At 68.5% G+C, this 20,267-nt stretch carries 18 protein-coding genes; 8 read left to right on the top strand and 10 right to left on the bottom strand.

Annotated elements, in window-relative coordinates; translation table 11 throughout:
* The first annotated feature begins 86 nt into the window (after positions 1–86).
* Entirely contained in the window at positions 87–803 is a 717-nt protein-coding gene (locus IPG50_09795) for a hypothetical protein (GenBank protein ID MBK6692482.1), read from the top strand.
* 17 nt (positions 804–820) lie between these two features.
* Here IPG50_09795 and IPG50_09790 read toward each other — a convergent pair whose 3' ends face one another.
* From IPG50_09790 to IPG50_09775, 4 genes are all read right to left on the bottom strand, one after another.
* Positions 821–1,294: a hypothetical protein gene (locus IPG50_09790; GenBank protein MBK6692481.1), complete on the bottom strand. Its 474-nt coding sequence runs from the start codon at positions 1,292–1,294 to the stop codon at positions 821–823.
* 217 nt (positions 1,295–1,511) lie between these two features.
* Complete coding sequence (locus tag IPG50_09785) at positions 1,512–2,681, bottom strand: hypothetical protein (protein ID MBK6692480.1); 1,170 nt, start codon at positions 2,679–2,681, stop codon at positions 1,512–1,514.
* A gap of 80 nt (positions 2,682–2,761) precedes the next feature.
* The gene (locus IPG50_09780; protein MBK6692479.1) at positions 2,762–4,075 is read right to left on the bottom strand and encodes an SUMF1/EgtB/PvdO family nonheme iron enzyme; all 1,314 of its coding nucleotides are present in this window, start codon (positions 4,073–4,075) and stop codon (positions 2,762–2,764) included.
* Positions 4,072–5,517 (bottom strand): SUMF1/EgtB/PvdO family nonheme iron enzyme, encoded by a 1,446-nt coding sequence (locus IPG50_09775; GenBank protein ID MBK6692478.1) that lies wholly within the window; start codon positions 5,515–5,517, stop codon positions 4,072–4,074. Before IPG50_09775 ends, IPG50_09780 begins: the two co-directional genes overlap by 4 nt.
* Before the next feature lie 275 nt (positions 5,518–5,792).
* On the opposite strand from IPG50_09775, the gene IPG50_09770 reads away from it, so the two are divergent.
* On the top strand, positions 5,793–7,136 hold the full coding sequence (locus IPG50_09770) for an AgmX/PglI C-terminal domain-containing protein (protein MBK6692477.1): 1,344 nt from the start codon (positions 5,793–5,795) through the stop codon (positions 7,134–7,136).
* Here the strand turns inward: IPG50_09770 and IPG50_09765 are convergent.
* The gene (locus tag IPG50_09765; GenBank protein ID MBK6692476.1) at positions 7,092–8,684 is read right to left on the bottom strand and encodes an ABC-F family ATP-binding cassette domain-containing protein; all 1,593 of its coding nucleotides are present in this window, start codon (positions 8,682–8,684) and stop codon (positions 7,092–7,094) included. The two genes, IPG50_09770 and IPG50_09765, sit on opposite strands and share 45 nt — an antisense overlap.
* Positions 8,681–10,078, bottom strand: a complete 1,398-nt coding sequence (gene hflX / locus IPG50_09760) for a GTPase HflX (protein ID MBK6692475.1) — start codon at positions 10,076–10,078, stop codon at positions 8,681–8,683. Before hflX ends, IPG50_09765 begins: the two co-directional genes overlap by 4 nt.
* 389 nt (positions 10,079–10,467) lie before the next feature.
* Here hflX and IPG50_09755 point away from each other — a divergent pair, with 389 nt between their 5' ends.
* Positions 10,468–11,094, top strand: a complete 627-nt coding sequence (locus IPG50_09755; protein MBK6692474.1) for a glutathione S-transferase family protein — start codon at positions 10,468–10,470, stop codon at positions 11,092–11,094.
* A gap of 90 nt (positions 11,095–11,184) precedes the next feature.
* Positions 11,185–12,318: a trypsin-like serine protease gene (locus IPG50_09750; protein ID MBK6692473.1), complete on the top strand. Its 1,134-nt coding sequence runs from the start codon at positions 11,185–11,187 to the stop codon at positions 12,316–12,318.
* Here the strand turns inward: IPG50_09750 and IPG50_09745 are convergent.
* A complete protein-coding gene (locus tag IPG50_09745) occupies positions 12,294–13,004 on the bottom strand; it encodes a hypothetical protein (GenBank protein ID MBK6692472.1) in 711 nt (236 codons plus the stop codon). The genes IPG50_09750 and IPG50_09745 overlap by 25 nt on opposite strands.
* A gap of 208 nt (positions 13,005–13,212) precedes the next feature.
* On the opposite strand from IPG50_09745, the gene IPG50_09740 reads away from it, so the two are divergent.
* Genes IPG50_09740 through IPG50_09725 form a run of 4 tightly spaced genes read left to right on the top strand, consistent with a single transcriptional unit; the run spans position 13,213 to position 17,709 of the window.
* Positions 13,213–13,896, top strand: coding sequence for a response regulator transcription factor (locus tag IPG50_09740; GenBank protein ID MBK6692471.1), 684 nt, complete (start codon positions 13,213–13,215; stop codon positions 13,894–13,896).
* Positions 13,893–14,909, top strand: coding sequence for a PEGA domain-containing protein (locus IPG50_09735; GenBank protein ID MBK6692470.1), 1,017 nt, complete (start codon positions 13,893–13,895; stop codon positions 14,907–14,909). The genes IPG50_09740 and IPG50_09735 overlap by 4 nt, the downstream gene beginning before the upstream one ends.
* Positions 14,909–16,561 (top strand): hypothetical protein, encoded by a 1,653-nt coding sequence (locus IPG50_09730; GenBank protein MBK6692469.1) that lies wholly within the window; start codon positions 14,909–14,911, stop codon positions 16,559–16,561. The genes IPG50_09735 and IPG50_09730 overlap by 1 nt, the downstream gene beginning before the upstream one ends.
* 11 nt (positions 16,562–16,572) lie before the next feature.
* Complete coding sequence (locus IPG50_09725) at positions 16,573–17,709, top strand: trypsin-like serine protease (protein ID MBK6692468.1); 1,137 nt, start codon at positions 16,573–16,575, stop codon at positions 17,707–17,709.
* Here the strand turns inward: IPG50_09725 and IPG50_09720 are convergent, their stop codons facing one another.
* From IPG50_09720 to IPG50_09710, 3 genes are all read right to left on the bottom strand, one after another.
* Positions 17,710–19,251 carry a protein kinase gene (locus IPG50_09720; protein ID MBK6692467.1) on the bottom strand — a complete coding sequence of 514 codons (1,542 nt, stop codon included), beginning with the start codon at positions 19,249–19,251 and terminating at the stop codon, positions 17,710–17,712.
* A gap of 13 nt (positions 19,252–19,264) precedes the next feature.
* Entirely contained in the window at positions 19,265–19,660 is a 396-nt protein-coding gene (locus tag IPG50_09715) for a hypothetical protein (protein ID MBK6692466.1), read from the bottom strand.
* Between the two features lie 65 nt (positions 19,661–19,725).
* Complete coding sequence (locus IPG50_09710) at positions 19,726–20,145, bottom strand: hypothetical protein (protein MBK6692465.1); 420 nt, start codon at positions 20,143–20,145, stop codon at positions 19,726–19,728.
* Positions 20,146–20,267 lie beyond the last annotated feature (122 nt).

Here is a 20,267-nt window from a genome sequence, read left to right as displayed (position 1 = left end):
GGAAACTTTTCGTGACGGTGTTCGCCGGCAAGGGGGGAGGTTACGCAACCTCTCGACATCGGCCGCCCTTGGCTCATGATGTGTCGATGCGCGGGCCGCAAAAGGTCGCTCTCCTCGCCCTCGCCCTCGCCCTCGCCGTGGCAGGATGCGGCACGTTGCTCGGGATCGAAGAGCGTCCGCTCGGCGAGCCGAATGACGGGGCGCAGCTCGAAGCTGGCGTCGAGCTGGGCGATGCCGGCGTTCCCGATGCAGTCTCCGCCTCCGACGCGGAGTCGGACTCGAGCGTCCTGCTCGACGATGGCGCCGCCTTGGGCGACAGCGCGCCCTTGCAAGACGACGCGAACGCCGATGCCCGCGCGACGGACTGCCCCACGCAGCTTGTCACCTGGACCGTCGGAGTGAGAACGTGTTCGGTCACCTCCGGCGGCCTTATGGCCCCCGACGCCTCCAAGAAGCTGACCGATTCGGTGCCGACCGACACGGGCTTTGTCACCGTCAACTGCTTGGGCGGCGTGCTGGTGCGCTCGGGAGCCGTGTGCGTGACGCCGCAGGTCGTCGATGTGCGGGGGCCGACGGGCTGCGTGAACGGCTACTGCAGCGCTGCCGCTGGTGAGTGCGGCGTCGCCGACCCCAACGCCGCAACGGCCATCTGCGTCGCCAAGGGCTTCGCCACCCAAACGACCTTCACCACCATGGAAGGGCCCGACGGGGCCAACCAGTGTGGAGCGACAGGCGGAGGCTGTTTCGTCAACGCCAACCCCACGTGCAACATCGTCTTCGAGACGGTGACGTGCCGCTACTGAGGCAAGCGAAGCGTCCTCTAGTCGGTGCGATAGCGCTTGTGCACCCGAATGGTGGTGCCTGCGAAAGCGGCAATGCGTAACGCTCGAAGGTGTCGCACAAGGCAGGCCTCTTCGGCCTGAGAGAGAGCGTCGCCACCGAGTTCGATCGAGGTGAGCGTGCCACTCGGCTCCCACACTACGATCACATCGACGACGACCTGCTTTCGGGAGACGCACGCAGAAAGAGAGACACTTGAGAGCGCGCCGGCGGCGCGGCCCTTGTCGAAGGAAGGGATCCCGTCGTTGCCGCTCGATTTCTTCCACGGCACACCCTTGATTGGCATGATGGGAAAGTCGCCGACCGACGATGTGACCGACAGGGCCGGCGCCGCGCCGCTTGCCCGTCGACCCGCGTCTTCCAAGGCGGCCTCATGCCTCCAAAGGAGCTTGGTTACCGTGCTGCGCGTCGGTGGCGCCGGAACCTCCACCTCTGGGGCGGCGGCTTCGGTCATGGGCGGCAGGGGCGGCGTCTCTTCCGGCCGTTGAGGTTGAGCCCGCGCGGACTCGGCAGCATCGGGGGCCGCACGAGTCGGCGGTGTTTCGGTGGGAAGCGCCGATGGCGGACTGCAGCCGAGGAGACACACCGCGGCAACGCAACGAACGCTCGTGCATCGAGGTCGAGTCACTGTTGCAGCTTACCGGTCCGCGCAACCCGCGCTACTTCGGCCGCTACTTCGGCAGCGCGTGGATGTGGTTCGGTGCCTCGCCCGGCGCTCCGCTCTGTTGGTCGATGGTGAAGTAGAGCCGCGTCGTATCGGCGGCGATGTGTGAAACAACGCCGTCGCCGCGCGCTAGCTCGACGTGGAACGAGCCGTCAGGGCAGTAACGTTCGAGGATCCACGCGGGGCCCTTCTGGCCACGAATCGGGACGTGCGCCGCGTAGACGCCCGAGCGATCGGCGAACACGGCCGTGACCGTTCCTTCGATGCCCCCCACGGCGGGAATCGTGCGCCGGTCGACGCCAGGCGTGGAGCTTCGCCCCGTGGCGGCGATCTGCCACGCGTTGAGGCCCGACGTGAACGACATGGGGACGAAGAGGTCTGACCCATCGAAGGCCAACCCTCGCACGGCGAGCGCGGTGGGCGCGCCGGCCACCGTCTGCACGGCTTTGGGTCGGCTCTCGCTCCCGTCCTTTCGCACGCTCCACAAAAAGTCGAAGGTGTCTTGCGCGTAATACACGCGGGTGTCGTCGACAGCGATGCCCACACCGCGAAACGTGTCGCTCAGCTCCGCGAGCACCCGCTCGTCGCCCGTCGTGAGATCGACGCGAACGAGTCGCCCGCCGGTGCGGGGCCGTGGCACGCCATCGACGAGTGCGTAGGCGAAGGCGCCATCGGCCGCGATCCGCGGCGTGACGATGCCAGCGCGCGCCAGCACCGGTCGTCCCGCCTGCGGACCCACGCGGGCGAACTGCTGAAGGCCCACGCTGTCGGTCCACAAGACACGGCTCGGCCCTGAAACGGCGAGTCCGTTTACGGGGTTGTCGCCGCTGATTCGACCTGCGCTCGTGGGCCACGAGACCTGGAACACGCCGCCTCCGTCGCCGCCGGGGGCCCCGCGGTAGGCGTAGAAGAGCTGGCCATCGGCGGCGACGCCGAGCCCCGCCGATGTCACGCTGTCCACGGCGCCCGGGCGAGCGGTGGGAAAGCTGAGAAACGACTTGAGGGTGCCCGTCGGCTTGGGGCGCTTGCAGCTCGGCGTCGCGCCCGCATCGGTCGAGGTCGAAGAGATCGTTGCCGCCAAGTCGTCGTCGAGACCGCCCGTTCGCGCGCCGCAGGCCGCGAGGCTTGCCGCGAGGAGCAAGACCGTGAGCCCAAGCGGCGAGCGCGACGCGTTCATGGCGCGGAGTGTACAGCGTTCGCGATCGGGCAAGACTCCCAACGCACTCCCGTCTTCGCCGTCTGTTTGCACCATCGCGCTCACTCGCTGCGGGCGCAGCGAAGGCCCACGAACTTCGCACCGGTGTCGTCGGTCGGACCGGCCGTGCGCGTGCTCCCGCGGAGGCTCAGCACCGACGTGGCGAAGCTTCCGCCGCGCACGGCGTGGCCGCCTTTCACGCGCGCGCCGGCGACGGCGCAGACGGGATCGACGAGCAGCCCGCCGGAGGCGAAACACGGGTCGCCCTCGTCGTTGTACGTATCGAGCATCCACTCCGACAGGTTCCCCGCGAGGTCGGTGATCTCAATTCCCCCAAGCGCGAGCCGATCGAGCGCGCCAGCGCCCGCACGCGTGGCGCCGACCCCGAGTGAAACGCACGCTTTGTATTCTGCAATCGATGCACCGTCGTCGCGTGCGAAGATCGCGTCACCGCACTCCGGCAGGCTCCGGCCCCAGGGGTAGTCGAAGGCGCCGAGTCCGGTGGCCACGCGCTCGAACTGCGCTTCCGTGAGGAGCTTCTTGCCGATGCGCTCGCAATACGCGGCCGCCATGCCGTGGCTGATGCAATTGATGGGAAGGTCGTCCCACTCGCCGGCCGCCGGTGAGAAGTTGCACCCGGTCCGCGGACTCGGATCACCCTCCCGAGCCAGGCGCGTCCGTCGGAACTCGCGCACCGTCACCTCGTGGACATCGACGTAGAAGGGAGAAACCTTAACGAGATGCTCTCGCCCTTCAATGGGGTGAGACGCCGAGCCGATGAAGAACCCACCGCCGGGAACGCACGCCTCGAAGGGGCCCGGCGGCTCGGTGCACTCGCGTCGCACGTCGTCGTCCCAGGTGCCGGGTCGAAGGGCCTTTGATGGCCGTTCGCCTGAGAGCGGCGCGTCGAGCGCACCTCGGGGGGCGCCGACATCGACCGTGCGAAGCGCCGCCCAGACATGGGCGATCCCGTCGGCGCCGACAGCGGGCAGTTCGAGCGTGGTCGTGATCGATGACGTGGCACGGGGCCCGGCGACGCCGGCGTGGCGATAGAGCGTGGCTCGCGCGCGATAGCCAGAGACGAAGGGCCGCGGAACGAAGCCTGTCGATGCGCGGTCTTCGAGGAAGACCTCCTGCGTGGCTGCAAACTCACGCAGGCACCCATCGCAAGGCGCGTCCTTGCCCGGCTCGAACCACTCGACGCGAAGGCGATCGAAGAGTGCCGGATGAGCACCGGCCGAGCGCTCCGAGGCCAATGTGGCGTCGGTCTCGACGTGCAACACAATCTGGCCGGTCGGAGGCAGCTCCTCTAAGCAGCCGGCAGTCGCGGACCCTGCGACCAGCAGGAACGCAACGCTGTGCAGCGCACGCCTCATCGCGGAGCCTCATACGCGCAGCGAAATCCGAGGCCAATGCCGGAGGCTGACGGACCCACGAAGAAACGCTCCGAGGTGATGTTCGCGGTCGTGTTCCAGGAGACGCCGCGAACGGAGCGGTTGTTCTCGTCGTCGTCTTTGCACTCGGGGTCGACGAGCGGCATCGCAGCCCAGCGCGTCGTTCGGTACCGCTCGAAGTAGTCGCGCGTCCACTCTTGCATGCTGCCGAAGAGGTCGCGCACTCCGAGCGGCGTCGCGTCACGCGCCGCGGCGCCCACGGGCTGTGGTCCGACACCAAGAGCCGCGCATTGGCGCGTGACGCGAAGGTCTCCGTCGTCGCGCTCGTAGACGGCGTCTTTGCACTCGGGCGACTCGGGGCCCCAAGGAAACGCGCTCTTTTCGCGAAATCCCGCGACGCTCGCCGCGTGCTCCCACTGCGCCTCGGTCGGAAGATCACCGCCCTCGAACTGGCAGAAGGCACGCGCCGCGTCCCAGGTGATGCAATTGACAGGGAGCTCGTCGACGCTCCCGGCCGCGTCCTTGAAGTTGCAGCGTGGTTGGTCTTGCGACGGCCGTGGGCCGTTGTAGCCGCGAGCGATGCCGTCGCGGAAGCGGCGCACGCTGACTTCGTAGCGGTCGAGCGCGTAGCCGTGGACGCCAAAGAGCCGCACGATGGGGAGGCTCGCGGAGCCGTCGGCTTGGAAGGCCTCGCCCGTTTCACCCTCGCTGCCCAAGAGCGTGGCGCCGCCAGGGATGCAGACCCGCGACGAGGAGCCGTCGTCTTTTGGGCACGTGGAGGTGAGCCACGTGCCGACGCGTGGCGCGACCGCCGCCGCGCCTCTTGGCGCGAGCGGTGAGGGCGCCACCTTCGCCCAGGTCTTCTCCGTATCGACGCATGATTCGCTCTCGCCAAGCCGCGGACGTCCGTCCGGGCCGAGCCTCGCCATGGTGCCGATGCATGTGCCTTGCAGGAGCACGTAGACGGAGCCGGCGCTCTTTGGCCCGATGCGAACCGCGAGCAGGCGGTCGACGGTCTCGAGCGGCGCCGGCACCAAGAGCGGCGTGACATCGCGACCCTCTTGAAGGAGGCGCGGCTCGAGGCTCGTCTCGCGGGACGAGAAGGGCGTGTCCCATCGCCGAAAGCGCTCGCCGCGGTACGTGATCTCACCTCCGTCGCGATAGACGCGGAGGCGCACCCAGATGAGATGATCTCGCCCATCGTCATCGGCATAGACGCTGAAGCTCGCGGGCCAGTCACGGGGGTCGGGCCTCGCGTAGTCGCGCGACTCGAACCACGTGCCGTCTTCGCGATAGAGGTCGACGCGGAGGCGCGAGACGAGCGGCACGGGGAGATCGGTGTCGGCCACAACCATGATCTGCGGCACCGGCGGCAGGCTCGCCGGTGCGCAGGCCAATTCCAGCGCTGCGACGACCGGAAGCACGCTCGACACTATCCGCCACGGTTTCGCGAACGCCCGAGGCCCCATGCCCTCGGTCCATAGCCGATCCGAGCGGCGGAGCAGAGTCGCGCAGCGGGGCGTTTTGCCGGAACTTCGGCGGCGGAGCGTTGTCTGTCTTCAGAGCCGGTTCGCCACGCCCAGCTCTGCTCGTTCGGCCGTCGGTCGGCCGGAGGAGGGCGTGGTCCCCCGCGTCTCGTGCCATGACCCTCGCGCCCCAAAGTTCCCCGTCCGCATCTGCGAAGCGACGGACCGGAAGCATGACCGCCGTCATGCGCGCGGCTCACGTCGCGAGCGGACCGCGCGTTCTGCGCATCGGCGTCGTGCGCGGGGGCCGCATCGTCGAGGAGCGCGTCATCAAGTCGCGCGCCACCGTCACCATCGGCGTAAGCGAACGGGCGATGTTTCTCGTGGACGAGGCGCATGCCGACATGGAGGAGGTCTTTCCGCTCTTCGAACGCGTCGGCGATGGCTACCGCCTCAACGTCGCGCGCGGCATGCACGGCCGCGTGGCGCTGGAGGGTGGCGTCGTCGACCTGGCGTGCCGCGATGCCCCGCGCTCGCTGACGCTGACCGACGACGCGCGCGGCAAGGTGGTGCACGGCGCGCTCACCTTGCTCTTTCAATTCGTGGCGTCGCCGCCGGCAGCGCCGCGTCCCGAGCTCCCACTCTCGGTCAAAGGAGGCTTCGCAGCGCGCATTGACTGGAACCTCACCATTGTCGCCGCGTTCTCGTTCCTCGTTCACTTCGGCTTCGTTGGAGCGATGCTCTCCGACTGGCTTGACCCTGTGCTCGCCGACGACATCTCCATCACCGGACTCGTCGATGGAACCAAGGCTGTCGCGCCGCCGTACGTCGAGACGGTGAAAGCTCCATCCGACGTGGCGCCGTCGGCGCAAGAGCCGGCGCCGCGTACGTCGGAGCGCGTCGCGTCTCGTCGCAACATCGAAACACCTACGAGGGCGGCGTCTGGCGCGAAGGAGCGCCAGGCGGCGGCGCTCTCGGCCGCGGCGGCGCGGATCGAGGTCGAACTCCTCGGCGCCTTCACCGGTGGACCCGCTGTCGCGGCTACGCTTCGAGAGAGCGAGATCCCAGCGCCTGACCTGTCGGATGCGGCGCGCTCCGCGTCGGGCGTAAGCCAGACGGGCAAAGAGATTCAGACGGCGAGTGGCGCCGTCGTGAACCCCGGCGCCGAGGCCAGCGGCCTCGATCGCATCGCCGTGGCTCACGTGGCCTCAAGAGGCACCGCGGGCGACGAGGGTCACGTGCGCGGTCCCACGAGCGAAGCGCGCGTCGGCGCGCCAGCCATGAGCGTCCCCATCGGCAACGCCGAGAGTGTCGTGGCCGGGCTCAAGGCCAAGTTCCGGCGCTGCTACGACAAGGGACTCTTGGTGAACCCCATGATGTCGGGCGCGGTGATGATCTCCGCGAAGGTCTCAGCCAACGGCGAGGTGCTCGCCGCCGACGCGCGAGACAACACGGGTCTCGATGCCGACGTCGTCACGTGCCTTCAGCGCGCCGTGCGCGGCGCCTCATTCGCGGCTCCTGGCGGCACGGGGTCAACGCTCAACATCCCCGTGAAGCTCGTCCAGCAGTCGCGGTGACGGACCCGGAGCGGACCCATCTCCGAGGGTCACGACGCGGTCGAAGGCGACCGCCTCCAGGAACTCTTCGTCGTGGCTCGCCACGACAAGCCCTCCGGGCCAAGCCGCGAGCGCTTCGATCAGGGCTCGCCGTCCTGGCCCATCGAGCGCGTACGTCGGCTCGTCCAGGACCAGCACCTCGCAGGCCGGCTCGCGCTCGAAGAGACAGATGAGCGCCGCCCGCACGCGCTCGCCGGGACTCAGCGAACGAAGCGGCCGCTCGGCTAGCGCCAGCGGAAACCGATGCGCCACCACCACCTTCGCCAGCTCCTTGGTCGGGTGTTCGTGATGGAGCTGCAACGCGAGCGACTCGCCCAGCATCCAATCGGCTGCCCCTTGCGCGATGGCACCGACCTTTGCGAGGTCGACGCGAACGCGGCCGCCGCTCGGTGCGCGTCGCTCGAGCATGGTCTCAAGCAGCGTCGTCTTGCCCGAGCCGTTCGGGCCGACGACCGCGACGCGTTCGCGCACAACCGCCAGATCGAGCCCTGCGAAGAGCGTCCGGTCGTGGGCCGTCGCGGAGACATCGCGCAGCATGAGTACTGGGGAGCCGTCGTGTTCCGGCAAGACGGGGGCCTTCAGCGCGAGCGGCATGCGTACCTCGAGCGCCCGCCGCGTCCCTTTGGTCCAGTCGCGCACCGCCGCGATGCGGGCTTCGCGGAGCTGCGCGAGCCGTCCGTGGCAGACCTGCGCGTCGTCGCGCTTTTGGTTCAGACGGGCTCGCGAGGTCGCGCGCTTGAGCTCACGCCAACGTCCGAATTGCTTCTTCCGCGCCTTGCGACGCGCCACGTGAAGCGTGCGCGCTTCCCGTGACGCGAGGGAATGGAGGTTTCGGAGGTAGCGCGCTTCGCCGTCCTTGTGCTCGCGCGCCTGCTCGGCGTCGAGCTCGGCCAACGTCCCTGCGAAGTACCGGCAGCCGGATTCTCGCGCCACGAAGAAATGCTCGAAGTCCTGGAGCAGTCGGCGGTCGTGGCTGACGACGAGCAGGCAGCCGCGAAAGGCGCGAAGCCAGCGCCGTAGCCAGGCCACGCCAACGACATCGAGGTCATCGGTCGGTTCGTCGAGGAGGAGAATCTCTGCGCCCGAGAGCTTCGCTTCGATGAGCCGGAGCTTCTGCCTCTCGCCCCGACTCAGCTCGTTCGCGTGGCGCTCTGGCAGCCATGCCTCGACGCCCGCAGCGCGGCACTCGGCGGCGAATCGCGACGCATGCGCGGCCGCGCGACCCGGCGTGAGCAAGGCGTGCTCGCTGCCACCAGGACCTAACGCCTGCGGCACGAAATGGGAGCGCCCCGCGCGCCGCACGCGTTCGTTCGGTACAGCGCCTGAGAGGGCCGCGAGGAGCGTCGACTTGCCGACGCCGTTGCGCCCAACGAGCGCGACGTGCTCGCGCGACAAGGAGAGCGAGAGGCCTTCGAAGAGAACGCGGCCGCTGGGAAGTGCGAGCGTCGCGCCCCGCATGTGAAGCAGGGGCGACTGGGGTCCCGTGGGGCTCTTGGTTCGTGATGTCATGATGTCCACTCCTCGAGGCTCGCGCGCACGCGAGCCATGACGGCTGCTCCACCTTGGAGCGTGACCATGAGGCCGCCGTTCGTGGCCTCGCTCGAGAGCACCCGCGCGGTGCGGTAGATCTCCGATAGGACGGCGCCGGCACCGTATGGCACGAGCACCGTCGTGCTCTGCTCATCGGCGCGAACGGCGGAGAGGAGCTTGTCCCGAAGACCCACCATGTCGGCCGCGTTGTGGCTGCTTACGAGCAGCCACGGGTGCTCTTGACTCATGCGGGCGAGCGGGCCGTCGTTGAGGCCGTCGTCGCGGTTCGAGAGTTGGTCGGCCTTGTTCCAGACGTACAAGCGCGGCACGTCGGCGGCGCCAAGCTTCTCCAGCAGAGCCACCGTGGTCTCGAGCTTCTCCGTGCGCTCGCGATCGGTCGCATCGACCACGAGCACCAGCAGCGACGCTTCGGCGACTTCTGCGAGTGTCGACTCGAAGCTGGCTAGGAGTCGTTCTGGCAAGCGCCGAATGAAGCCCACGGTGTCGCTCAGCAACACATCGCCGCCGTGTCGCGTGAGGCAGCGCGACGTTGTGTCGAGTGTCTCGAAGGGCATGTCGCGGGCCGAAAGGTCCGCCTTTGATAGGGCGTTCATGAGCGATGTCTTGCCCGCGTTCGTGTAGCCCACCAAGACAGCGCGCTTGCACTCGTCCCGCCCTCGCCGTTGCGTCCTGCTTGTCGTGGCGATCTTGCGCAGCGCTCGCGAAAGCTCGGCCGAGCGCGTCTCGAACTTGCGCACGAGGAGCTCCGACGCCGTCTCGCCGGGGCCGCGCGCGTTGCCCATGCCGGCGGCTTGCTGGTCCATGTTGATGCCGACCCCACGAATGCGCGGCTTCAGGTACTCGAGCTGCGCCAGCTCCACCTGAATGCGCGCCCGCCGCGTTCTCGCGTGCTTGAGAAAGACGTTGAGGATGACCGCTTCGCGATCGCAGACCGGCATGAGCATGGCGTCTTCGAGGTTGCGGAGCTGAGACGGCGTCAGCTCCGCGTCGAGGACGAGCATCGTGGCGCCCGAGGCGCGCGCGTGGGCCGCGATCTGTTCCGCCTTGCCCTTGCCCAGGAGCGTCCGCGGATGCGGCCTCGGCAGGTGACACGACTCCCGCCCCACGACGCGATCGCCCTGGTTCTCGGCGAGGCTGACGATTTCGGCGAGCTGCGCCTCGATGGCGTGCGGATCGCGTTCGCGTTCGGTGGCGACGGAGACGACGTAGACGTCGCTCCCGCCTTCGGTTTTGGGCGCCTCGCGACCGACGTTGCGGGAGCGCCAATGGGCCACCAGTTCTTCCCATCGACCGTCGTCGGCGAGGGGAACTTCGGCGTGCTCCGCGATGGGATTCGAGCTGAATTTTAACATGATCACGTTCTCCGGCGGCGTCGCGCGGGGGGGGGGCGAGCAACAGACTCGAACGGCGCGAGCCGTCGCGATGCGGCCCATGGGCGCTCCGCGACGCGGCCGTTCAGCGGAGAGCCGACACCAGCGGGGCGCCTACGCAACGACGTCTCTTCGGCGACCTAACTCGGGCCGTCTCGAAGTCGCGTTCGCGCGAGCCGTCGCTCACGGGTCGACTCGGGCTAGGGAGCGCGGGGCTTCGTCCTAGAGGAACGCGTGCGTGAACATGGCCCGGTCAAAATGACGCGACTTCACGAAATGTCAAACGGCGCTCTGGCCGGCAGCGTCAGGCCCCTACCGTTGACCCCGCGCGGCGGCCGCGGGACAAGCGTCGCTTCCACGGAGGACACCCCATGAGCATGACGTTTTTCTACGCCCCCATGTCGACCGCTTCCATGACCGCGCTCGTTCTTGCGGAACTCGATGTGCCGTGCGAACGAGTCAAGGTCGACCTCAAGGCAGGCGACACCAAGAAGCCTGAGTTCTTGAAGCTCAACCCCAACGGCAAGGTGCCGATGCTCGTGCACGAGGGGACGCCCATCTGGGAGTCGGCCGCCATCACGATGTATTTGGGCGAGACGTTCGGCGTTGAAAAGAAGCTCTATCCGGCGCCGGGCCCCAAGCGCGCCGAAGCCATGAAGTGGATCGTGTGGTGCAACGTGACGTTGGGTGATGCGGTTCGTCGCTTCACCAGCAACACCCTCGAGTGGTATCCAGCGGACCAGCGAAACGCGAAGGCCGGCGAGGCCGGCAAGGCGGAGACGCACAACTGCCTGCGCATCCTCGACGAGGCGCTCGCCGGCAAGGACTTCTTGCTCGGTGACTACACGCTCGCCGACACGCACGTGAACTCGTTCACCGATTGGCTACGCCACATGAAGTTCGACCTCAGCGCGTACGCGCGCGTGGAGGCCTGGAGCAAGCGCTGCGCTGCGCGTCCGGCCTACCAGAAGGCTATGGCCGCCGAGATGGCCGGCTGAGCGAACGTCTCAACGACGGCGCGCGCGCGAACGCTCTCGCCGCGCTGTCGTTGGGGCAACGCCCGCCGTCGCGTCCTACGAGGTCCTCCCGTGCAGTCTCGTCTTCCGCTAGCGGCCCTCGCTCTCGCCGCACTCGCTGCCAGCGTCGCCTCTGTCGGCTGCGCCTTCAAGGCGACGTCGCACGCGGGGGAGGGTGCGCGGCTCAGCACGGCGCAGAGCGCCATTCAAGGCGGCAGCGTCGATCGGATGCACACGTTTGCGGTCGCCATCGTGACCAACGATGAGACCTGCTCGGGAGCGCTCATCGCACCGAATTTGGTCCTCACGGCGCGCCACTGCGTGAGCCCCGGCGGCGGAGACGTCGTCGATTGCGACGTCGACACGTTCGGCGCGCCGATGATGCCGTCCTCGTTCCGCGTGACGACCGACGCCGTCGCCAGCCAAGCGTCGGCCTTCCACGCGGTGGCGAAGGTGCTTACGCCTTCGGGGAAGAAGTTCTGCGGCAACGACATTGCGCTGCTCTTGCTCGCGGACGTCGTGTCGCCCGACGAAGCCGTGCCCATCACGCCGGCCGTTGAGTTTTCGATGACCGAGCATCCTCGCTACCAGACGGAGATCGCGGCCATCGGCTACGGGATTACGGGCCCCGGTCGGAGCGACGAGGGGACGCGCCACCTGCGAGAACACATCCCGCTCGTGTGCACGCCGGGCGACGAAACGATCCCGTGCTCTTCGCTCGCGGACTACGACATCACGGCAGCGGAGTTCGTCGTCAAGGAAGGCGTCTGCACGGGCGACTCGGGCGGTAGCGCTATCGAGCAGGCGAGCCTCGAGAGCGCGCCCGTCACCTTTGGCGTTCTGTCGCGCGCGGCGGAGACGGCGACGCGATGCGCGGAGGCCACCTTCACGCGCACCGACGCCTTCAAAGAGTTCCTCGTGGCGGGCGCTGAAGAAGCCGCGAGCGCGGGCGAGTACCCGCTTCCCGTGTGGGCCGGCGGAACCGCGCCCCAGTCCGCCGGGGCCTCGGACGCAGGTGTGCCCGCGGACGCTGCCGGGCCGGCCCCGATGTCAACCGCATCGTCTACCGGGTGCGCTGTCGCGGCGCCCGATGCGGGACGGCCGTCGTGGTCAACAACGCTTTTGGCGGCGGCGGTGCTTCTGCTCCGTCGCCGCCGGCGAGCGCTTGAGAGTGGAAGAGCCTACTTTCGCTCGCAGCTCTTGTAGACCATGTCGCGCGTGCATCGCGGGTTGGGGCCTGGCGTGCAGCTCGACGGGCCGAACTTCGGCTTGCAGAGGCTCGGCTTCGCGAGGCAGTCGGTCTGGTCGAGACCGATGCACATGTCCATCGGCGGCGGGCTGCAGCGGAAGTTGCAGGCGTTGTTCACGCAGGTGAACGACAGCGGGAAGCAGGCCGGCACGATCATCGATTGGCCGTAACAATCGCTGTTCGCCGCGCAATACGACGTCTTCACCGTGAGCACCTGCGTGTTCGCGCCCTTCGTGAGCGTGAGCGACGGCACCGACGGAAGGTTCGGATCGGACAGCGTGTAGTAGAAGCGCCCGAAGTTCGAGGCCACGGTGGGCTCGAGGTCTTCGTTGGCCTTGAGCGTGACGGTCTTCTTGCCGGCCTTCACGGTCCCCGTGACGCGCGTCGTCGCCGGGCAGGGAGCCCGAACGCAACGGATGCCGTTGTCGACGTCGGCGAAGAAGGTGCCGTCGGCCTTAATGACGAGCGCTTGGAGAGCCCCACTGCCTTCGTTGACGTAGGCGCCCACGACCGCTTGCCCTGCGGCGGAGAGCTCGCCTTCGGCCTCGTCGCTGCCCACCGCTTCCTCTTCCGGCGCCGAAGAACAGGCCATGGTGCCGAGCGCGGCGAGGGCGAGAGCGAGCGTGAGCGAAACGAGCTTCATGGGAAGACCTCCAGGTCGGTGGGTGTGACATGTCGGTGTACGTCGTCCAGGCGAACTTCTTCCTCGCGCTGTTTCGACCCGCTCGATCGCCATAAAGTCCCCGTACTTGAATGGCTTTTGTGCCACTTCGGGCCGGATAGGACCGCGCAGGGCGAGGCGCACCGGACCGAGCCGGAGCGCGCGCGCGCGCGCAGGCCGACGCGCGCGCATGAGCCCACGTCGAGGGACGCGAGCGCTCGCGGGCACGCCGCTCGTGGCACGCGGCTCGCAGCCTCGCCTTTCGATGATGCTCCGGCCCATCGCCATGAACTTCACGATGAACGACCCCGCGGACCGACTCGACGCACGCGCGTGGCGCGCCATCATCCTGATGAGCCTCGCGCGCAGCGACGAAGGTCTCCTGGTCTGCGGAGCGAACAACGAGATCATCTTCTCGACGCCCCGCGCCGGGAGACTCCTCGAGCGGCTCGCCCCGACCGAGCTCGGCAGACTTCCGTCGATGATCGCAGAGGCGCTCGAAGGACTCGGGGCCGACGGGGCGCGCAGCGACCGGTTCCCCTTGCCGGGCGGCATCGGTATCGGCGGCGTTCACGTTGACATGGCCGTCGTGCAGAACGCCGCGCCGGCGCGCGTCCTCCTGTGGCTGCGTGAAGAGCTGGTTCGCGACAGCGAGCTCTACGAGCGCATGAAGCAGCGGTTCGGGGTCACGCTTCGCGGCTTCCAACTCGCGCAGTTGGTTCGCCAGGGGCTCAGCAACCGCGAGATCGCGGGCGAGCTGCGGCTCGCGGAGTCGACCGTCAAGGTGTACCTTTACGAGCTCTTTCAGCAGTGTGGCGTGTCGAGTCGGACGGCGCTCGTTGCGCTCGTTGAACGGTTGGGAAGGGCTGGATGACGGGTCGAAGCGTGCGGGGCGTGTCCGACTGGCAAGTGGCTTCGCTGGCCGCGACGCTCTTTTTCGTGGCGGCTCCCGCGCTCGCGGCCGACGAGCCTGCGCCCCTGTCCGCGCCGGCCGCGCCGGCCGCGCCGCCAGCGCAAGCACCGCCGAGCGCCGAAGGTTCCGACGCGGCGGCCGACGAAGCGCGCGCCCGCTACCGTCGCGGCATTCAGCTCTTCGACGAGGGCGACTACCGGCTCGCGCTCGTTGAGCTCGAGCGGGCCTACGCGCTCCATCCGAGCTACCGCGTCCTCTACAACACGGCGCAGGTTCACTATCAATTGGGCGAATACGCGAAAGCCCTCGCGGCCTTTGAGCGCTACCTCAAGGAAGGTGGCGCCGAGATCCCGGTGCCGCGCCGCGCCGAGGTCGAAGGCGATCTCGCCACGCTCCGCACGCGCGTCGGCACCCTGACGGTGCGCGCCAACGTGGAGGGCGTCGAGCTAACTCTCAACGACCAGCCGCTGGGGCGCGCGCCCTTGGAACGCGCCGTGGTCGACGCGGGCTCGCTTCGTATTTCAGCCCAGCGTCCAGGATTTTCCACGGCTACGCGCGTCGTCAAACTCGCCGGCGGCGACGCCGCTGTGGTGGAGCTCGAGCTCGTCAAGGCGACCTCCGACGTCGTCGTCGCGAACGACGGCCTGTCGGGCGTTGCCGTAGGGGCGTGGATCGCGACCGGCGCCCTGGCCGCCGGCACCGTGGGCTTTGGCATCGCCGCGAACGGCGCTGCGAAGAGCTACGAAGACAAGCTCGAAGCCCCCATCGACGGCTCGCCCGCCGAGGCCGGCGCCGATCTCGAACGCAAGCGCAGTTTGGTCAACGGTCTCGCCATCGCCACCGACGCGCTCATGGTCGCGACCGCGGTTGGAGCCGGCGTATCGCTCTACCTGACCCTGCGTGGCCGAGCGGCGCCGACGACGCCGGCGGTCCGCCTCGGCGCGCGGAGCGCCACGTTCTCGGTGGGGTTCTGATGGCACCCGCCTACCGCCTCTTCGCCGTGGCCTCGGCGCTCGCGCTCGCCGGGTGCACGCTTTTGCTCGACACCGCGGAGCCACGCCAGTGCAGCACCACGGCCGACTGCGACGGTCGTCCTTCGCTCCGCAATCGCGTCTGCCAAGACGGCTTCTGCGTCATCCCGCGCGCCAACTTCACGCCCGTCGGTGCCGATGGCGGTGACGGCTGCGTCTCCACCGCGCTTTGCACGCAGCACAACAGCGGAAGGCCATCGGTGTGCAAGCGGGCCGGCGAGCCGTGCGTCGCTTGGGAGAACGAGGACTGCCCCGTGGTGGCCGGCGCTTGGGACAACCCCAACGCGATCGTCCTCGGCGTTCTCTCGCCGCTGAGCGTTCTTCAGCACAACAAGTCACTTCTCAAGGTGCCGTACATCCAGCGCTACATCCGTGGAGTGAACCTCGGCCTCACCGAGCTATCCGAGAGCATCGGCCTCGGCCTGACCGTCGGGACCGAGCGGCGGCCGCTCGCCGTTGTGCATTGCGACTCTTGGGACGACACAGCGCACGCCAGCGCCATGTTCGATCACCTCGTCGACGTCGTCGGCGCGCAAGCGGTCCTCGTCACCACCGCCGAAGACGTCGCGCGCGTCGCCGAGAAGGCGGCCCGCAAGAACGTGGTCCTCGTGTCGTCGGACTCGCAGGTGAAGGCGCCCGACGGTCCTCTTGTGTGGCGCACGCAGCCACCTATCGCACCCGAGGGCAAGCTCGCCGCGTGGCGGGTCGCACAGCTCGAGACGAAGATTCGGCTCGATCTCGGTCTCGCACCGGGCGCTACCATCAAGGTGGCCAGCCTCGCCGAGGGCACGTCCACAGCGAAGGCCTACGCCGAGTCCTTCGGCGCGGCCGTCACGTTCAACGGGAAGGGCGCCCTCGCGAACGGCGCGAACTTCGTCGCGGTCCAAGCGGAGAACCCGCGCGACGTGACCGTGGATCACATCGGCCACGCGCAGAAGCTCGCGAGCGAGCGCCCACACGTCATCGTCGTGGCCATGGGCCAGGACTTCCCGACGTATTACGTCCGCACCATCGAAGACGAGTGGCCCGCGGCGGCGCCGAAGCCGTACTACGTGCTCTCGAACCTGAGCCACGAGGTGACGCCCTACGAGCCGGTCATCGGTCTCAACGACGAGCTCCGAAAGCGCTTCAGCGGAACCAGGCCCGCGATCTCGCCAGAGATCGAAGCGAACGTTAACGCGTACATCTTGCGGTACCGGCAGGAGTACAACAACCAGCAGCCCGACTCGAACCACAGCGGCTACGAAGCCTTCTACGCGCTCGTCTACGCCGTCGCCTCGGCGAGCCAGCAGTCACTCCTCGACGGTCCGCACATCTCCGCCGGTTTCGAGAGCCTCGTCTCGGGCAGCGTCATCGACGTGGGGCCGGGGCAGGCGAGCACCGCGCTCGCGCTGCTTTCAGCGAAGGGCAGCATCAACCTTCGGGGCATGTGGTCGACGCTCGATTGGGACACGAAGCAGCGAGAGGTGCGCACCGACCGCACCATGTTCTGTTTCGGTCGTGATGGCGCCGGCAAGCTCTTCGTCAACACGAACGCGGGCGTCGTCTTCGCTGACGCGACGGGGGCGGTGACGGGAACCTACGCGTGCGACTGAGATGCGGTGTCTTGAGAGCGCCCGCTCTCGCTGTGGCTCTGCTGCTGTCGTCGCCAGCGCGCGCCGTCGAAGGTGGCGCGCTCGACCGCACCACGACCTTCGCCGTTTCCGTCGTCGCCGGTGGACCGAGTTCGCCGGAGATGCGCTGCTCGGGCACGCTCGTCAGCCCCGACGTCGTGCTCACCGTGCGCCACTGCGTGGGGCCCGCGCCACCGGCCCTGGGCAACTGCGACGTCGACTTTGGGCCCCCGAGCGGCCAGCTATGGGTTGGAACCACGCCTTGGGTTCTGCCCGGATCAGGCTGGCACAAGGTCGAACGCGTCGTTGTCCCTGAACCGACCAAGGCGTGCGGCAACGACGTCGCGCTGCTCGTTCTCGAGACGTCGGTCGGCGAAGCGGAGGCGACGCCTGCACGCATCGCCACGAGCGTCGAGACGTTTCACGAGGTCGCCAAACAGCGCGTGCTTGGCTTGAGCGGATTCGGCGCCGTCGATGCCGCGGGAAATCAGAACGGGACGCGCCGCGTAAGAGCCGACATTCCCGTGAAGTGTGTACCCGGCGAGGCCGGCTACGCGTGCGGGTCGGACCTCAGCGTCATCGACGCGCTCGAGTTCACGGCCGGTAGCGGGCCCTGCAGCGGCGACTCCGGCGCGGGCGCGTGGACGCTCGCTGAGCGGCAACTCGTCTTTGGCGTCCTCTCGCGCGGCAACCTCGAGCAAACGTGCGCCGAAGGCGTCTTCGAACGAACGGACGTGTGGTCGTGGCTCATCGCCAAGACCGTGCTCGATGCGGCGCAGAAGAGCCAAGCGGTGCCGCCATCATGGGCGTCGTCGCTCTTTCCAACGGCGGCCGGCGAAGGCGCGTTCTGTCGTGACGCGTCGGCATGCGGGCCAACAGCCGAGTGCGCTTCGCTCGATGGCCGTCGCTCGTGGACTTGCGTCGCGAAGTGCTCGGCCGAGCGCGCTTGTGCGAGCGGGCGTCGCTGCGAAAATGGCTTGTGTCTCGCCCTGGCGGCCGACGCCCCGGTGTCTGATGGATGTGCGCTCGCCTCGCCCTTCGCCACGGCGGGCCGCGCAAGCGCTTCGGGTTTCGCGACGGCGGTCGCGCTCGCGCTTGGTGCGCGGCGTCGCCGTCGCGGCTCCTCGTAGTCAAAACGGATCGCTTCGGTCGAGCGGCCGCTTGCGCCGTCCTGTCGTCTCGGGCGTCGCGGGCTGCGTCGCCGTCGGTGTCGTGGCCGTGGCCCCCGCTGTCGGCGCTGAAGGTGCCTCCGCTGTTGGTGCGGACGCCGTCGACGGGGCCGCTGCTCTTGCGGCGAGCGCGCGCGGCGGAGGACGCGTCGCCTCACGTGGCAGGACTGTGTTCGGCGCGCTAGCGCTCGTGGTGGTGCGGGGGGCGTCCTTGGGCGACGCGCTCGCGGGCGGGGCAACGGACGGAGCCTCCGGCGTCATCGTGGTCGTGGATGGACTGAGCGTGGCGCTCGCCGTCGATGCGGTCGCCGACGTAGGCGCATCGCCGTCACCCGTCCGGCCGCGAACGGCGAAGAGCGCGGCGCCCGCGAGCGCCGACGCCGCAAGGGCTAGGAGCCAGCGGCTAGTGCTCTTCCCTTTGGCCACTCGCGCGGCCGTGGTGTTGAGCGGCGCAAAGGTGACCTGCCCCGCAAGGGGCGCCGAGACCGGTGTCACCCCAAGGGCTGCGCCTTCGCGGCTCGCCGGGGGCTCATCGCGAACCTCGCCGGAGCGCACGCTCGCGGGAGGTGTCTGGCCGTGTTTGGTCGGACGGAGCGCCGGGTCGGCGGCGTGCATGCGCATGAGGCGCGCTGCCAGGTGCGCGCCGTCTTCGCCTGCGAAGGGCGCGAGGGCTCCGGCGAGCTCCGCGGCGCTCTCGTAGCGATCGGTCGGCTTCTTGGCGAGGCACTTGGCCACGACCGCGTCGAACTCGGGGCTGATGCCCTTGACGCTCGCGCTCAGCGACGGCGCGGGCTCCTCGCGAACCTTCACGCTCAACTGAATCATGGTGTCGGCGGCGAAGGGCGGCTCGCCCGAGACGAGCTCATGCAGAATGACGCCAAGGCTCCAGATGTCGGCGCGCGCATCGACGTCTCGCGAGGAGGCGATCTGCTCCGGCGACATGTAGAGCGGCGAGCCCATCATCGTGGACGTCGCGGTCATGTCGTTCAGATCCGGTAGCTTCGAGATGCCGAAGTCGAGCACCTTGATGCACGTCGTGCCGTTGGCCCGCTCTGCGAGGAACAGGTTCGCCGGCTTCAGATCGCGATGAACGATGCGTTGTGCATGCGCCTCCGACAGCGCCGCGCACGCTTCGATGACACACGTCGCGGCCGTTGAAACTGAGAGGGGGCCCTCCCGCTTCAGCTTCTGCGCGAGGTCCGTGCCCTCGAGGTACTCCATGACGATGTAGGGCTCGCCGCTCTCGAGGCGCGCGACGTCGTGGACGCGGCAGACGTGCTCGCTCTTGACTTGGGCGGCGGCGCGGGCCTCGCGCAAGAACCTCTCGGTTGAGAATTCAGCGCGCTCCCCCAGCAGAAACTTGATCGCGACGCGCTGTTCGAGCTCGAGGTGGCGCGCCGCCACCACGATGCCCATGCCGCCTTTGCCGAGCACGCGCTCGACGCGGTATTTCCCCGCGAGCGTCTCGCCCGGGAGCACCGGTGCCACGTTGAGCGGGTCCACGGTGGAAAGGCTCCTACGTGCAGGCGACGCCGCACTTGGGCGGGTCGTTGAACCAGCACGCTTCAACCTTGAGCCAGGTGGGTTTGCCGTCGGGGTACTGCGCGAGGCACCCGGTTCGGCAGCCGCCAGCGTCGGGGACGTTGAGGCAATCGACGACGCACTTCTGGAGCGGCTTGCAGGTGGCCTCGCTCTCGCAAGCACCAATGACGTCGCAACATGTAGACTGCATGCACGCGTTGCAGGACCGCGACCCGTACGACCCCGGTAGGGTGCACGCCACGGCGCCGTCGGCGTCGAGGGACGCGCTCGCATCGCCGCTACCGCTTCCGTCGGGGCCCGCTTCCGCCGCGGCCGTCGCCGGGGTCTCCGTCTTGTCGCTGCTGCACGCCGCAGCGAGCACCAATGGCAAGGCCAGCGCCATTGCAGCGCTGGCCCACCTCAAAAGCACAGATGCGCTCACGAAGCCTCAGACGGTCACGGGTATGCCGAGCACCAGCACTGGCCGTACTGGTTGCAGCGCTGGTACGGAGCCGTCGCGTTGAAGCGGCACGGGTTGTAGACGCTGATCATGTAGCCGGGCGGGCAGTTCACCGTGGCGCCCGTCTTCGGGTTCGGGCAGCACGCCTTCGAGAGGATCTTGCACTGCCCATTGACGATCGAATAGAAGCCGCCGCCGGGCGCCACCGTCCCGCAGGGGCAGCTAAAGGATGTGACTTCGCCCTGGCTCACTTCGCCGAGCCCATCGCCCCCTTGGCACGCCGTCGGATCGGCCCTGTTGCACAAGGCTTGTTGGGTGGTCTCGAGGTTGTCGTCCGGCGCCGTCTCGGTAGCGCAGGCGCTGAGCCCCACGAGGGCGAGGGCGGGAACGAGTACGAGTAGCGAGCGCAGTGTCATGGCTTCTTGGTCTCCCTTGTCCTGATACGGCAATGGTCGTGCCGTGTCGAACGGCGAAAATTGGGGCGGGTTCGTTGGTTCGTAGGCGCGCGCGCACAGGCTTCGTGCGGGCGCGCGCTGTG

The sequence above is a fragment of the Myxococcales bacterium genome, from assembly GCA_016703425.1.
GTDB lineage: Bacteria > Myxococcota_A > Polyangia > Polyangiales > Polyangiaceae > JADJCA01.
The sequence above is the reverse complement of the archived record's forward strand: the minus strand, read 5'-3'. Positions and strand labels throughout refer to the sequence as shown.